Below are 15,653 nucleotides of genomic sequence, written 5' to 3' on the forward strand. Positions count from 1 at the left end.
GATCCTTGGTCTGGCCAAATATGTTTTTAATCTCAGCGGACGGATGACTGATCAATAAATGAGCTTAGTACACAAGTACAATAAATCAACAAATAGACTACAAATAAATCAAAAAATGTTCATTAATTAACAAAGACTTGCCAAACAAAGATGTTCAAAAAACAAACAACCAATAATTTTACCCAAGCTTATATATTGAGCAAAACCAGCTTTGATAGGCAGGGACAGGGCATTATTGAACTTTGGCTCAAAACCAAAACAAATGTTGTTTGCATTCACTACACAGAGCAAAAAAATTTATTTTTTATTGAGCAAGAGTCACTTGAACAAGTTAAACAGCTACTCAATACGCAAAAAATAGCCGTTGAATATAAACAGCTTGAACATAAAAACTTTCAACGCCAGCCTGTTTGCTTGTTGCAATTTAACAACCTAGCTGCAGGGCAAAAAGCCAGTCGTATATTAACTAAAAACAACATTGTTTGTTTTGAAGATGATATTAGGTTGCACGATAGATATTTAATGCCACGTAACCTAAAAGGTGCGGTAAATATTGCAGCAAGCGGTTTGCAGCATAAGCAGCTGTACAAAGATATCCCGCTCAGTGCCAGCGAACAAATAGACATCAAACTCAGTTGCTGTTCACTAGATATTGAATGTAGTGAATACGGTGAGCTTTACTCTGTAGCTTTGCACATGCCACCTGTTGAGCTAGTGATTATGGTTGGCCCACAAACAAACGACACAACTGAGATCGACATCATTTGGGTAGCAAACGAAGCTGAATTATTACAACAACTGATAAAACAAATTAATTTGCTCGACCCTGACATCATAATTGGTTGGAACGTAATAAACTTTGATTTTAGGTTGCTGCTCAAACGTGCGGAAAAATACCGCATCAAACTCACCTTTGGCCGCAATCATTCAGAGATGCGCTGGCGCAATCATCCAACTGAAAAAAACCAGGGTTATGTAACTATTGCTGGCCGTATGGTGATTGATGGTATAGATGCTTTAAAAACCGCCACCTATCAATATGAAAGTTTTAGCCTTGAATATGTTGCACAAAAACTTTTAGGTAAAGGCAAACTAACCCATGATGTTGACAACCGCATGGCGCAAATCAACTATGATTTTGAGCATAATAAAATCGCGCTAGCAAAATACAATTTGCAAGACACCAAACTGGTTAGTGAAATATTTGCCCATACCAAACTCATCGACTTTTTAATGTTGCGCAGCCAACTGACCGGACTTGATTTGGACCGAGTGGGCGGTTCAGTCGCTGCATTCACTAATGTCTATTTGCCCAAACTACACAAAGCAGGTTATGTCGCACCTAATTTGCCAATGGGCGGTGGCTTAGCCAGCCCAGGTGGATACGTAATGGACTCCAAACCTGGCTTGTATTCCAACGTGTTAGTACTCGATTTTAAAAGCCTATATCCATCCATTATCCGCACTTTTAAAATAGATCCACTTGGGTTAATTGAAGGCTTGGCGCACCCCGACACAGCCATTGAAGGATTTAAAGGGGCAATGTTTTCGCGCGATAAACATTTTTTACCTGACATAATTACCCAGCTGTGGGCACAGAGAGACCAAGCCAAACAACAAAAAGATCAAGCACGCTCACAAGCAATTAAAATACTGATGAACTCATTTTATGGTGTGCTAGGTTCTGGTGGCTGTCGTTTTTACGACACCCGCTTGGCTAGCTCAATTACCATGCGCGGCCATCAAATAATGCAACAAACCGCCAAATGGATTGAGGAGCAAGGTTATTCGGTTATTTATGGTGATACCGACTCAACATTTGTCTGGTTAGAGCATATAAAGGATAGCGAACAAGCGCGTGAAGTTGGCCTGCAGCTGCAAGAACTAATTAATCAAAAATGGCAGCAATGGATAAGCCAAACCTATCAACTAGACAGCCATCTGGAAATAGAATTTGAAACCCTATTTAGTCGTTTTTTAATGCCAACCATTCGCGGCTCTGAAGCTGGCAGTAAAAAACGTTACGCAGGTGTGATTGCACAAGCAGATACCACAGAACCTAAGCTGGTTTTTAAAGGATTAGAAACCGTGCGCAGCGATTGGACAGATTTAGCCCGTGAATTCCAACAACAGCTGTATCTACTGGTGTTTACCGAAAAAGAGCCAAGCGAATATGTGCAAACTTTTGTTCAACAAACTCTAGCTGGCGAGCGTGATAGCCAGTTGGTCTATCGCAAACGTTTACGCAGAAATTTAGCTGACTATCAAAAGAACATCCCACCACAAGTGCGTGCCGCGCGTTTAGCTGATGAAGAAAACCAAAAACGCGGTAAAAGCCTGCAGTATCAAAATAAAGGCTGGATCCGATATGTATTAACCACAGCAGGGCCACAACCGGTTGAATATCAATTTAACCCCATTGACTACCAACACTATATCGAAAAACAGATTAAACCTATCGCCGATGGCATTTTGCCCTTTGTAGGTTTGAGTTTTGACAAAATAAGTTCACAACAATTGAGTTTGTTTTAATCCACTTTATTCATATCAACAAATAAAGAATTAACTAAATAGTCGATTTCTTGCATGCCGTTGTCAAAAATCGCTAAACCCTCTTCTAAGCTATCAGCCAAACTATGAATTTCACTGATAGACGCTTCATCCAAATCCAATTTAATCTCTAAAGAGGTTAACTCATTTTTTAACTCATCAACATTACTGCGTCCAGCTTCACGGGTTTGTGCTGAAACATGATCAATTTTAGTGAGAATTTGCTGCGCTTTTTCGCCAATACTCGCCAGCACTTGCTGATAACTTTGTTGCTGAATTTGCTGTGCGGTTAAATACTTAATGCAATGGTCACAACTGTCGAGAATCATAGCTAGGTGATCGCGCAGTCTGCCTTGTTTGTCTTCATCTGCAGGCAAGTTTTTGATCAAAATTGTTAGATGTTCTGTTGAAGCGATACAACGCAAACCTATAGTTACCAGTTTACTTTTTATACCTTGTTTACTGGTTAAGTCTTTTTCTAAGTTAGTCGGAATTTTTTCGTGAGTGGCAAAAAACTCCTGTTGTTGTTGATAACGAAAGCAAAACACAGCAGACAAGTCGTAAGACTCTAAACATCGAGCCAACATGCCCGCAAGCTCACGATACGATTTAGCTTGATATGTCGACTGAATAAATTGAATAACTTGCCCCAATTCACCGGCATTTACCATTGAGGTAAAAGCTATGTCTTGGGTACTTTTAAGCTCAGACTGCATTGAGTTGAGCTTATCAATTCGTTCTAAATTTGTGGTGATTTTGTACAAGATTTCTTCAGGATCAAAAGGTTTATGTAAATAATCATCACCACCTGCTTCAAAGCCTTTTAACCTATCAGCTAATTCGGTATAACCTGACAAAAACAATATTGGAATATCCGGACAAACTTTGCGAATTTCGCTGCATAATTGATAGCCATCCATGCCCGGCATTTGTACATCTAAAATAATCAAGTCAGCGAAATTATCTTGGGTTAGGTCGACTGTATCTAACAGGCTTTGCGCACTATTAAATAACCGAACTGGGTAAAATTCAGCTAACAAGCTTTCTAATATTGTTAAATTGATATCATCGTCATCTACACAAATGATCTTATATTGTTTTGACAAAACACAACCAACCTCTACTACTGACCCTAACTAAAGTTTAGAACAGATTTTTATTTTATCCTTATAAAGCTATACTAAGTGAAATTTCTTTGAATGCTGGATGCATAAATGCCCGTTAAAACATTCACTTACCTTGCTAGTTTTGTATTTATTGCGCTTGCCGCTCAGCCTGTATTTGCCGGAAGCTTTAAAAGTAAAATAAGCTACCAGTACAAGCACAAAAACAATGTAATGAATGCCTATAAACAATCGGAGCAGTTTGACGATCAACAGCATAGTCTGACTGCCAATACCAGCTATGCATGGCAGTTAGCTCAAGGAAAAAAACTCAATTTATCCGCGGCTGTCAGCCGTAATCAGCAGCAAACATATTCGATGTTGGACAATACCCAAGTTGATTTGGGTTTATGGTATGGCTGGCAAAATAACTTCTCTTACCTAGCGCCATATTACATAGCCAGTATTAATCTGAGCAAAATAAACAGTGAGAGTTACGCACGCGATGCTAATAAAGTTGATTTAACCTTTGTCTGGAACAAACGAGTAACCGATTTAACTCAAATTAGAGCCGGTTTATCGCATACTTACCAAGACGCAAAAAATCAGGTATTTGAGCAAAATATCAGCCAAACATTTGCACAATTGGAGTACCAATTAACCAATAATTGGCAACTACATGGGCGTTTTAATTATGCAGTTGGCGAGTTAATTGGCAGTAAATCAACTTCTTATTGTAAAGACGGAGAAGAAGTTTCAGCAGCAGATTACCAAGGAGATTATAATTACCAATGGTACGACTACGACATAAATCAAAATTTATGTGGCCATTGGTACAGCTACAATTACGACGGCCGATATTATGCAGGGCAACTAACAGCTCAATACCAACAAAACGCCCACAAACTGTCAGGCAAATTTAAACGCTCTTGGGTTCACGCAGATAACTCAAACACTTCGTACCAAAAAAACGAAGTGTCGTTAAGTTATACTTATAAATTTTAATGTTGCCACTCTGATTCAAGTAATTCAGCTTGGCCATTGGCATATTTAACTTCGAACTTAGCTTCTTTGCCCGCTTGGTCGACAGTATAAAATTCGTAAATGACTTCACCTGAGGTTTGTTCACTTTCGATTATTCTCTTAGGGTTAATTTGTGGATGAACATTAGTTAAAGCTTGCACCACTTCAGCAGGGCATTGAGCCAGCACTAAATCTCTTTGGATCTCCACTATTTGCCATTTGCCGTTTTGCTTCAGCATGTCAAATTCAATTTCATTGCCGTTTGTATCTAATCCCTCTACGTCTATATATACATGGCCATGCTTAAATTCCTTTTCAGCTTGCAGCAAAGAAAATCCTGGTCGAGCTTGCAAAATAACCTGCATCACCTCAGCAGGTATATCAGTTACTGCTATATCCTCTTTAAGATTTAAGCTAGAACCAACCTGTTTGCCTGCTGACATAACACTAAATGCACTGAGCAAGGACATAGATAAAACTAAACTTTTAAACATTATTGCCTCTGTTTGATTAAATATTCCAACCCAATCAAACTAGCAATGAATGTTAGACAATAAAATCTTTTATCAATTACATTTGTGTATTACATAAATAAACAAGAAATATAGTTCGAGTTATTGCATTCGAATTCATAGCGCTATTTTTTGCAGAATGAACAAGCTGATCCATACTCAATACTATTCCAAACAATAACAACTAGTGGCAGCTTACCTATGACTTTGCGAGAAAAGCCGTATTTAAACTTTTGGCAAATCTGGAATATGTGTTTTGGCTTTTTAGGCATCCAAATTGGGTTTGCCTTGCAAAACGCTAATACCAGTCGAATATTTCAAACCCTAGGTGCAGATTACAATAACCTTCCAATCCTCTGGCTTGCAGCACCAATAACTGGTTTAGTCATTCAACCAATAATTGGCCATATGAGTGATAAAACCTGGGGCAAACTCGGGCGTCGTAGACCTTATTTTTTATGGGGCGCTTTGCTTGCTTCCGCCGCACTGATAATTATGCCTAATTCACCAACATTATGGTTCGCCGCCAGTATGCTGTGGATTATGGATGCTTCCATTAATGTTTCTATGGAACCTTTTAGAGCATTTGTTGGCGACATGATGCCACAAAAACAACGGCCGAAAGGCTACGCGATGCAAACCTTTTTTATTGGTGTAGGTGCCGTTTCAGCTTCAATGCTGCCATGGATTATGACCAATTGGTTTGATGTGGCGAATACAGCGCCACCAGGCGAAATACCTGATAGTGTTAAATACGCATTTTACGTTGGTGGTATTAGCTTTTTCTTAGCGGTCGCTTGGACCGTCTTTACCACTAAAGAATACAGCCCAGAAGAAATGGCTGAGTTCGAAAAATTTGAAAAAATGCAGCGCGGCTTAGCTGAAGATCACCATGTTGTAACTGATAGATCTATTAATAAATTTGTTGCGCATGGCGTATTATGGTTTCTTGCTGGTTTAATCCTCACGGCATTTTTTGTCGGCTTCGCCCTTGATAAACAGCTATATATTTTATCTGGTGGTTGTATCGTTTTTGCCTGTGTGCAATGGGCTGTCGCTTTATTAAAATCGAAAAATTGCACCGAAAATGGTTTTGTTGAAGTAGTCGAAGATTTATTCGCCATGCCCGAAGCCATGCGCCAACTCGCAGTAGTACAGTTCTTTTCTTGGTTTGCGCTGTTTGCAATGTGGATTTATGGCACGGCAGCGGTTGCCGAACATCATTTTGGTAGTGGCGACCCAACCTCAGCCGCTTTTGCTGAAGGCGCTGATTGGTGGGGGGTATTATCCGCAGCTTACAATGGTTATGCTGCGATTGCCGCGATCATAATTCCAATTATAGTAGCTAAAGTTGGCGTAAAACTTGGCCATATGATCAACTTATGGATTGGTGCACTGGGCTTTTTATCTTTCCTCGTAGTTGAAGATCCAGCTTGGCTATTATTATCAACCGTAGGTGTTGGTTTTGCCTGGGCATCTATCTTGTCACTACCCTATAGTATGTTATCTAACGTTTTGCCATCGCATAAATTAGGTGTGTATATGGGTATATTCAATTTCTTTATTGTATTACCGCAAATACTCGCTGCAGCCGTGCTTGGTTTTATTATTACCGAGTTGTTGGACGCAAAACCAATATATGGTTTTGCAATAGGTGGCATTAGTTGGTTTATTGCTGGCTTTACCGTGTTGTTGGTTAAATTGCCAAATGAGGATTGAGCTTAACGCTCAATCCAACTCTAATTTGGCTAATATCAGCAGAGGCTAGTCAGCAACACAAACTTTGCCAACAACTCATCTTCACTTTCAACTTTATTTGGATCTTTGCTTATGCAGTCTATCGGGCATACGTTAGTGCACTGCGGCTCGTCGTAATGACCAACACATTCAGTGCATTTTTCTGTGTCTATTTCGTATATATCAGCACCCATATAAATTGCTTGATTAGGACATTCAGGCTCGCACATATCACAATTGATGCAGTCGTCTTCAATTAAAAGTGCCATACATTGCTCCTTTCAAAAAATTAAAGAACTTGTTTAGTTTCTACTGTTTGATACGGGTCACGAGTATCCGCGCCTTCAGGCAAATTGCGTAGCAATACAGAAAAATCTGCTGAGATTAAATCAATATCATCAGGCAAAGTGATCCACACTTGATGGCCCGAACCTAAAGCACTAATAATCGGCAAACCGTTTTTGTCATTCAGCTCTTTGAGTTCAAAATTCACATTGCCTTGTGGTGTCATTAATTCGAGTGAATCACCTTGGCTGAATTTGTTTTTCACTTCAATTTTGAGCTTGCGCTGGCTGGCATCTAGTTCAATAACTTCACCCACTAACTGCTGCAAACTACTCACTGAGTTACCGGTTTGATAGTTTTGATAACTATCATGAGTGTGTCGACGCAAAAAACCTTCGGTGTAGCCACGATTGCTTAATTTATCTAATTCAAAGAATAAATTAGCATCGAACTTTTCACCTGACTTCGCCATATCAATTGCTCGACGGTACACTTGAGCGGTACGAGCAACATAATAAAAAGACTTAGTGCGGCCTTCTATTTTTAGCGAATCAACCCCAATCTCCACCAGCTTTTGTACATGCTCAACCGCGCGTAAATCTTTCGAGTTCATGATGTAAGTGCCGTGCTCATCTTCAAACGCAGGCATCAGTTGACCGGGCTTTTCTTTTTCTTCTAATAAAAAGATTTTATCTGTGGTGGTTTGTTCCGTTTCTTCACTAGGAACAAAATTACCAACACCATCTTCGCTAGCTTCATGCGCTTGATACGACCAACGGCAAGCATTGGTACAAGCACCTTGGTTAGGATCACGTTTATTCATGTAACCAGACAATAAACAACGGCCAGAATAGGCCATACACAAAGCGCCATGGACAAAGACTTCAATTTCTATATCTGGGCATTGCTGACGAATTTCAGCTATTTCATCAATCGACAATTCACGCGATAAAATCACTCGCTTAATGCCTTGCTGTTGCCAAAACTTCACTGTTGCCCAATTGACCGCATTTGCTTGTACTGACAAATGAATAACTTGCTCGGGGAAGTGCTCGCGCACCAGCATGATCAAACCAGGATCTGACATAATCAGCGCATCTGGCTTCATTGCCACCACAGGCTCAACATCTTTTAAAAAGGTTTTAAGTTTGCCGTTGTGCGGCGCTATGTTATTCACCACATAAAACTGCTTGTTGTTTTGATGGGCGATATTAATGCCCTGCTGGAGTTTTTCTAAATTAAACTCGTTGTTACGCACACGTAAGCTGTACCTAGGTTGGCCTGCGTAAACTGCATCTGCACCATAAGCAAATGCATAGTTAAGATGTTTTAAGCTGCCTGATGGCAAAAGTAATTCTGTAGACACTGCAAATCCTCGCACACCAAAGTACCCAAGCATGATTTTCGCAAAATCGCTGTAAATCCATCCTTGGACGCTCGCAAACGTCATCCCAGACGTTTGAAGTTTTGCTCTAAATCATTGCTCGGATACTTTTCATTCGGTGATTTTTATAAAGCGGAAAACTTTCGTTAGATTTGCCAGATTATATCAAACAGCTTAACTAGCCTTGTTGATCCCTATCAACAAAACAGTTCGATTGTTCAAGGCTAAAGCAGTCAATTTCTTCTGAATTAGTTTATTGATTTAAAACAATATTCCGCTTCCGCATCTTGTTAATTTAGCTGGCAGATAAGTTTATTTTTAAAAAAGTTTGGAGTAACAAGATGAACAAATTATTGTTAGCAGCAGCGTTATCTACAACATTAACAGCAGGGTTAACTGCACCTGCATTAGCAGGACAAGCAGGTGATTTTTTTGCACGTGTAGGTGTTGCCAATGTAGCACCAAATGAAAGCAGCGATGTTGTAGCCGACACGGCTGAATTATCAATTGCAGGTGATACCCAATTAGGTTTAACCCTAACCTACATGCTTACCGACAATTGGGCTGTTGAGTTGTTAGCAGCAACACCATTTACTCATGATGTATCTGTTGCAGGTTTAGGCCAAGTAGCAGAAGTAACACACCTACCACCAACTTTATTGGCACAATATTATTTTGGTGATGCATCTGCTGAATTCCGCCCTTACGTTGGCGCTGGCTTGAACTACACAGTGTTTTTTGAAGAAGAAGGTGTTGGTGCGTTAGATGGCACAGAAGTTAAAGTAGACAACTCTTTCGGTTATGCGTTGCAAGCGGGTTTTGATTATAAATTGAATGATCAATGGTCTGCCAATGCGGCTGTTTGGTACATTAATATTGAAACGGATGTACATACTGCGGTTGGAACAGTTGATACTAAAATCAATCCGACTGTGGCTATGCTTGGTTTGAAATATCAGTTTTAAAGGTTCTGTGCGCGTTTGATTATGTGCAGCCAAGCATACTCAAAGCATGATTTTCTAAAATCGCGGTAAATCCATCCTTGGACGCTCCCAAACGTCATCCCAGACGTTTGAAGTTTTAGACAATCAGCATTTGAGCATACTTGTATCAAACACCTGTATCGCTGCTATACAACCAGCAGCAACTCATGAGTCAAAAAGAGCTAGAGCAATAACTTAGAGCAAAATGTCTGAAAGAGCCCGTTTGAATGCTAATTTTCTAAAACTTCAAAAGATAGGGCGAATCAAAACCGAAGCGCAGCTTCGCAGTTTGATGAGGTGGAGCCAGGGAAGGCGACAGGGCCTGACCTTCATGGATGAATAGCCTACTCAAGATTTGCATGTATTTCAAAAAAGCGTTTTTAGAAAATTATGCTTCAAATGGGCTTATGTGCGCGAATTCACAGCGGTTTTGCGAAAGTTATGCTCTCGCTCTTTTGGGTATATTTACTTAATTTGATAGGTATAAACCCCATCCCAATTATCCGGCGGCGGTGACTGTTGGTAACCACTTATGCGCTGCATAAATAACTGATACAGCGCATCTGAAACCAATTGTTTATCCAATAAACTGCGTAAATGCCCGACTGCCTCAGACCAATTTTGCTGCCGATAAGCAGATAAAAACTCGCCAAACTCAGAAACAATCCCTTTTGCATAATCCCCTTTATTCGATGGTAAACACAATTGATAAATAGCCACAGCTTGTTGTTTGCCTTTAACCCGCACAGCATCAATTTCCCTGATCATCCAAGGGCTGCTCGCCACCAGCTCAAAAGTATGTTCACCAAGTAAAATCTCGCAGCCATACTGCTTAGTAAGCCCCTCTAAACGTGATGCCAAATTAACTTCATCACCAATCACTGTATAGGCCATTCTAAACTCAGAGCCCATATTGCCCACATGCATCAAACCCGTATTAATACCAATACCAGTTTGTAGTTGTGGCCAATTTTTGCTGGCAAAATCTTTATTAACTTTATCCAAGGCTTGCTGCATTTCCACCGCAGCAGAAACGGCTTCAAATGCATGATTAGGGTTATCCACCGGAGCACCCCAAAATGCCATAATCGCATCCCCCATATATTTATCTATGGTGCCATTGTGTTTATGAATAATACGGGTCATCACAGTTAAGTATTGATTCATCAGATCAGATAAATCATTGGCCGATAACTGCTCTGAAATACGGGTAAAATCACGAATATCAGTAAACAATACAGTCAACTGCTTTTGTTGACCCTGTAGCTGATATTTATCAGGCGATTTCGCCATATCCGCGACTAAACTTGGTGGCACATATTGACCAAAACGACGAACAATAAAGTCTTTTTGTCTATGTTCCATAATCAACTTATAGGCTATTAACAAAACTGAAGTTAAGAACCAATAACTGATTTGACTAGCCAGTGGCATATAGATTTTTTGCGACCACAAAACAAAACTGACCACAAACAAACCAACTAAAACAGACAAGGCGTAAACAATCTGCCAGCTTGGGTTATTAATGCGATACAACAAAATTAACAACAAAGACAATAACAAGAATAAACTAAGCTGCATCACCAACAGCTGTTGAATTGGCGCGACAATTTGCTCAGTTAATAAACCATGAATAATCGATGCATGCACCTCAACACCAGGAACAGTTTTAGCAAATGGCGTGGTTCGCAAATCTAATAAACCAGCGGAATCTGTGCCCATCAGCACTAACTTATCTTTTAGCTCCTCAACTGGAATTTGCTGGCGCAGGATATCCACAATCGAATAGTAAGCAAATTGATATGCCCCACCAGTGTATGGCACTAACACAGCTGCTTGTTTATCTACCGGAATGTCATATCCATTTAACTGAATATTTGTCAGCTGATTAACTTCTAATCCATCCTCTTGTATAACGGGTGCAAAGTTGGTGGTTATCTTTTGTTGTTTGGCCACTCTTGCCATTTCTAAAGCTAGCGATGGATAAACATACCCCTGAAATTGCTGCAGTAAGGGCACGCGCCTAAATACACCATCTTCATCTAACAATGGATTATCAAAAAAACCCGCGCCAGAAGCGGCTTGGTGAAATATTGGCAAATTAGCGATAAAAGACTGCGCAGCCACCAAACTAGAATTTTGTGTTTGCGCCAAAGGCAGAGGAAGATTGTTTTTATTCGCTTGTTTATTTTGGGTAAATACTAAACCTGCGACCACTTTATGCTCAGCCATTTGTTCAGAAAACATTTGGTCAAATTGCAGTTGCGGTTTAAAACTTTGATAAGCTTGTTGAAATAACGCTTGTTGCTGTAACTCGGTTTGATTAAGAATATCCAATACTTCAATTGCTGTTGTATCTGAACTTTCAGCAAATACGCTATCAAAACCAATTAGGTTAATTTGATAATGATTAAACAAGCTATCGAGCAACTGCGCCAATACATCACGCCGCCACGGCCATTGGCCTAATTCGGCTATGCTTTTTTCATCAATATTAGCGATCACCACTTGCGGCTTGCCTAAATCAGCTGCTTGATGAGTGATTTGCCAATCGTACAAAGCGTGTTCGAGTTTTGACAATAAACGTAATGACGCAAATTCACTAATATGGGTTAAATGGCCAAACAAACTCGCTAAAATACAAATCCAAAATAGCCATTTACGCATAACTAGGGTCTTTAGGTTGAGGGCTAAAATTTAAAGTCTAACATTAGTAGTTTAAATCAATATCCGAATAATCGTTTAACGCTGAAAAAGGGGTTGGTAAACCCAATATTGCATTAATTAGCATAATCTCGTCGTCACCATGATTGAGCATAGGCGCAGGTTGAATCAGCTGACCTTTTTCCCCATTGGCCAGGACAAACCGTGGTGAGTCGTGATGAGTTGTGCGGATCGCTTCAAAACTAGTTGCGTCTTCACTAGCGGTTAAATCGACTTTGCCGTAACAAGTGCAGACATAACTTTTATCAAGTTCTGATTCGGCATAAACCGCAGTGCCGCGTATGCCAATTGTTGCTGTAGTTGTTGTGGTTGTGTGTTTTTCGGCACCTTCGCGTTTACCAAACACAGACATCAATTTGCCTTTTAACAACTGAGCACCAGTTTCTAATTGTTGAGCGTCGGCCGATAATATCACTTCACTGTTTTCGCGCAGTAAATGTGCATCTTTACCGACAACAAATATCAATTCGCTATTTTCACTGGTTTCAATCACAGCATTGGCGGGCACTATGGTTTTTTCGCTTGCGAGTTCACCATTTACCCGCACCTTTCCTTTTAAGCGAAAGATAGACTCACCTTCACCCATAGGTTTAGGTACTTTACCCAAAGCATAAACAATTTGAGAAAATGCCATGTTGGATAAAGAGCCAACACCAGCGACCGCAATTAACTTTTTTAGTAATTGACGTCTAACCATCGACGTTTTATTGAATGAATCCATCCCTACCCCTTGTAAATCTCAGATGTTATTTTTAGATTAGACCAGATATACGCAAAATGTATTTCAAACTCACTGCGGCTGCAGACTTTGGTCAAAAAACAACCTAAAGTCAATTAAAACTTACTGGAAACCAAATGCAAATTACCAATAACTTAACTGACCAGTTACCAACTGCAAGTATAGCGATTTTAAGCCCAAATGGTGGCGGCAAACAAATGTTTGCTAAAACCCTCGTTGAACAACTACAGCAGCCAAACAAACAGGTTGGGTTAGTTTCGTTTGAAAGTCAGCAGCAAACTTATGAACATGAATTAAAAATAGATTTATCCGATATCACCAACGAAGTTGACCCTGGCACACTCGCGAAAGATTTTTTACCGGCAGATAAACTTGACCACCCGCTTATCAAAGCACTTCATTTAGAGCATAGACTCAACACAGGTTATCGCAGTTTAAGCTCGGGTGAAGGGCGCAAATTGTTACTGCTAAAAGAAATATTTGCAGGCAGCCAAGTGCTGATTTGTGACAACCCGTTTGATAGTTTAGATACAAACTCATGCGATGCCTTATCCAGCGCCCTAGAACAAGTTAGCCACGCTGGCGTGCAAGTTATATTAATGCTAAGCAACCTGGTTGATTTACCCGATTGGGTTGAACAATTAGCTTGGTTAAACCAACAGCAATTTGATGTATTAGGGGCAAACAACTCAAATAATCAACAAACCATTAAAAACCACTTTGCAGATTTGGTTAAACAAGATGGGCAGTGGCCACAAAACCATAAGCGCCTTGCTGATTATCCACATACTAATATTGCCGAGTTAATTGACTGCCAAGTCATATACGACGGCCAAGCTATATTCCCAGCACAAAGTTTAACCATTAAACCACTACAACATACCTTGATAACAGGTGCAAATGGCAGTGGAAAATCAACCTTATTACAACTGATAACGGGTGATTGCCCGCAGTGTTTTAGCAACAATGTAACTGTGTTTGGATTTAGGCGCGGCAAAGGCGAAACTATTTGGGACATTAAAAAGCACACTGGATTAGTAAGCGCTGACTTACACAGAAACTACCGAGTAAACTGCAATGTACTCACAGTGGTACTATCAGGTTTATTTGATTCTATTGGTGTGTATAAACAAGTTGAAGCCAGCCAAATTCAAATGGCAAAACAATGGTTGAACAAAGTAGGCTTAGCCGATAAAAGCCAAATATTATTCAACCAACTGAGTTTTGGTGAACAAAGGTTAGTATTAATTGCTCGCGCTTTAGTTAAAACACCACTTATGTTGGTTTTAGACGAACCCACATTAGGTTTAGACGAAAGTAACCGTTTGCGAATATTACAATTTTTACAAAGCATAGAGCAGCAACAATACTCAACCATACTTATGGTCAGCCATAGGCAAGATGAACATTTAGCTTTATTTAAACAAAGAATCCATTTGGCGGCTGATAGCTGAATTTGTTATTATCCGCGCTTGATTTTCTTCCAACCAATGCAGGAATAAATAAATGAGCTTAGCGGACTCTGTTTTAGCGGTAAACGACGATTTACCAATACGTACCGACAAACCCGTACACAGTGGTAAAGTGCGTTCGGTTTATTGGTTAACTGAAGCCGACTCAAAACGACTAATTGCCGAAAAAGGTTACGATGTGCGTGCAGATGCACCACTAGCCATTATGGTAATTAGTGATCGTATTTCAGCATTTGACTGCATTTGGCATGGCGAAGAAGGTTTGCAAGGTGTACCGGGCAAAGGCGCGGCGTTAAACGCAGTTTCAAACCATTGGTTTAAATTATTTAAAGAAAATGGCTTAGCCGATAGCCATATTTTAGATATTCCACACCCATTTGTCTGGATTGTGCAAAAAGCCAAACCAGTAAAAATTGAGGCAATTTGTCGCCAATACATAACAGGCTCTATGTGGCGCGCATACAGCAAAGGTGAACGCGATTTTTGTGGCATTCAATTACCAGAAGGTTTGCAAAAAGACCAAAAATTACCTGACTTGTTAATGACACCTTCTACCAAAGGCATTTTAACAGGCATTCCAAATGTGCCGGAACAAGACGACGTAAACATTACCCGCGAAGACATTACCAACAACTTTGCTGCGTTTAACTTCTCATCAATTGACGATGTTGCTTTGTACGAAAAATTACTCAAAGAAGGTTTTGGGGTCATTAGTGATGCACTTGCGGCCATTGACCAAATATTTGTTGATACCAAATTTGAATTTGGTTACGTAGAAGATGCCAGCGGCAATGAAAAACTGATTTATATGGATGAAGTAGGCACACCAGATTCATCACGAATTTGGGATGGCACAGCTTATCAAGCTGGCAAAATTGTTGAAAACTCAAAAGAAGGTTTCCGCCAATTATTGTTAAACCACTTCCCAGATCCTGACATCTTATTAAACAAAGACAGAATGGATGAGCGCAGTGCCTTAGCTACTGACAACGCACTACCGGTAGAAGTATTAATGCAAGTATCAAAAACTTACATTGATATTGCTGAGAAGATAACAGGCGAAAAAGTACATTTATCAGATAATCCAAAAGCTGAGATTATTCAGATATTACGCGAGCAATATGGTTTGGTGGACTAAGCA

12 protein-coding genes are annotated in these 15,653 nt (G+C 40.0%); 6 read left to right on the top strand and 6 right to left on the bottom strand.

The features are described 5' to 3' along the window. Positions 1 to 150 precede the first annotated feature (150 nt). A complete protein-coding gene (locus ACMZOO_RS08600; RefSeq protein WP_440906274.1) occupies positions 151 to 2,532 on the top strand; it encodes a DNA polymerase II in 2,382 nt (793 codons plus the stop codon). Here the strand turns inward: ACMZOO_RS08600 and ACMZOO_RS08605 are convergent. Continuing rightward, complete coding sequence (locus ACMZOO_RS08605; RefSeq protein WP_440906275.1) at positions 2,529 to 3,656, bottom strand: response regulator; 1,128 nt, start codon at positions 3,654 to 3,656, stop codon at positions 2,529 to 2,531. The two genes, ACMZOO_RS08600 and ACMZOO_RS08605, sit on opposite strands and share 4 nt — an antisense overlap. A 108-nt stretch (positions 3,657 to 3,764) precedes the next feature. Between ACMZOO_RS08605 and ACMZOO_RS08610 the strand changes: the two genes are divergently transcribed. Next, positions 3,765 to 4,658 carry a hypothetical protein gene (locus ACMZOO_RS08610; protein WP_440906276.1) on the top strand — a complete coding sequence of 298 codons (894 nt, stop codon included), beginning with the start codon at positions 3,765 to 3,767 and terminating at the stop codon, positions 4,656 to 4,658. Here ACMZOO_RS08610 and ACMZOO_RS08615 read toward each other — a convergent pair. Next, positions 4,655 to 5,170, bottom strand: a complete 516-nt coding sequence (locus tag ACMZOO_RS08615; RefSeq protein ID WP_440906277.1) for a hypothetical protein — start codon at positions 5,168 to 5,170, stop codon at positions 4,655 to 4,657. The two genes, ACMZOO_RS08610 and ACMZOO_RS08615, sit on opposite strands and share 4 nt — an antisense overlap. Positions 5,171 to 5,389: 219 nt before the next feature. Between ACMZOO_RS08615 and ACMZOO_RS08620 the strand changes: the two genes are divergently transcribed. Continuing rightward, positions 5,390 to 6,907 (top strand): MFS transporter, encoded by a 1,518-nt coding sequence (locus ACMZOO_RS08620; protein ID WP_440906278.1) that lies wholly within the window; start codon positions 5,390 to 5,392, stop codon positions 6,905 to 6,907. Between the two features lie 35 nt (positions 6,908 to 6,942). Here the strand turns inward: ACMZOO_RS08620 and ACMZOO_RS08625 are convergent, their stop codons facing one another. Both ACMZOO_RS08625 and trhP read right to left on the bottom strand, forming a co-directional pair. Next, a complete protein-coding gene (locus ACMZOO_RS08625) occupies positions 6,943 to 7,194 on the bottom strand; it encodes a YfhL family 4Fe-4S dicluster ferredoxin (RefSeq protein WP_440906279.1) in 252 nt (83 codons plus the stop codon). A gap of 20 nt (positions 7,195 to 7,214) precedes the next feature. Beyond that, positions 7,215 to 8,609, bottom strand: a complete 1,395-nt coding sequence (gene trhP, locus ACMZOO_RS08630) for a prephenate-dependent tRNA uridine(34) hydroxylase TrhP (protein ID WP_440906280.1) — start codon at positions 8,607 to 8,609, stop codon at positions 7,215 to 7,217. A gap of 326 nt (positions 8,610 to 8,935) precedes the next feature. On the opposite strand from trhP, the gene ACMZOO_RS08635 reads away from it, so the two are divergent. Further along, positions 8,936 to 9,559: an OmpW family outer membrane protein gene (locus tag ACMZOO_RS08635; RefSeq protein WP_440902974.1), complete on the top strand. Its 624-nt coding sequence runs from the start codon at positions 8,936 to 8,938 to the stop codon at positions 9,557 to 9,559. A 483-nt stretch (positions 9,560 to 10,042) separates the two neighbouring features. Here ACMZOO_RS08635 and ACMZOO_RS08640 read toward each other — a convergent pair whose 3' ends face one another. After that, positions 10,043 to 12,244, bottom strand: a complete 2,202-nt coding sequence (locus ACMZOO_RS08640) for a CHASE2 domain-containing protein (protein ID WP_440902975.1) — start codon at positions 12,242 to 12,244, stop codon at positions 10,043 to 10,045. Positions 12,245 to 12,287: 43 nt separating this feature from the next. After that, a complete protein-coding gene (locus ACMZOO_RS08645) occupies positions 12,288 to 13,022 on the bottom strand; it encodes a hypothetical protein (RefSeq protein WP_440902976.1) in 735 nt (244 codons plus the stop codon). Between the two features lie 134 nt (positions 13,023 to 13,156). Between ACMZOO_RS08645 and ACMZOO_RS08650 the strand changes: the two genes are divergently transcribed. Together ACMZOO_RS08650 and ACMZOO_RS08655 are read left to right on the top strand one after the other, a co-directional pair. Further along, the gene (locus tag ACMZOO_RS08650; protein WP_440902977.1) at positions 13,157 to 14,494 is read left to right on the top strand and encodes an ATP-binding cassette domain-containing protein; all 1,338 of its coding nucleotides are present in this window, start codon (positions 13,157 to 13,159) and stop codon (positions 14,492 to 14,494) included. A 52-nt stretch (positions 14,495 to 14,546) separates the two neighbouring features. Continuing rightward, positions 14,547 to 15,650 (top strand): phosphoribosylaminoimidazolesuccinocarboxamide synthase, encoded by a 1,104-nt coding sequence (locus ACMZOO_RS08655; RefSeq protein ID WP_440902978.1) that lies wholly within the window; start codon positions 14,547 to 14,549, stop codon positions 15,648 to 15,650. The last annotated feature ends 3 nt before the right edge of the window (positions 15,651 to 15,653 follow it).

The organism is Catenovulum sp. SX2 (assembly GCF_052056295.1).
Lineage (GTDB): Bacteria > Pseudomonadota > Gammaproteobacteria > Enterobacterales > Alteromonadaceae > Catenovulum.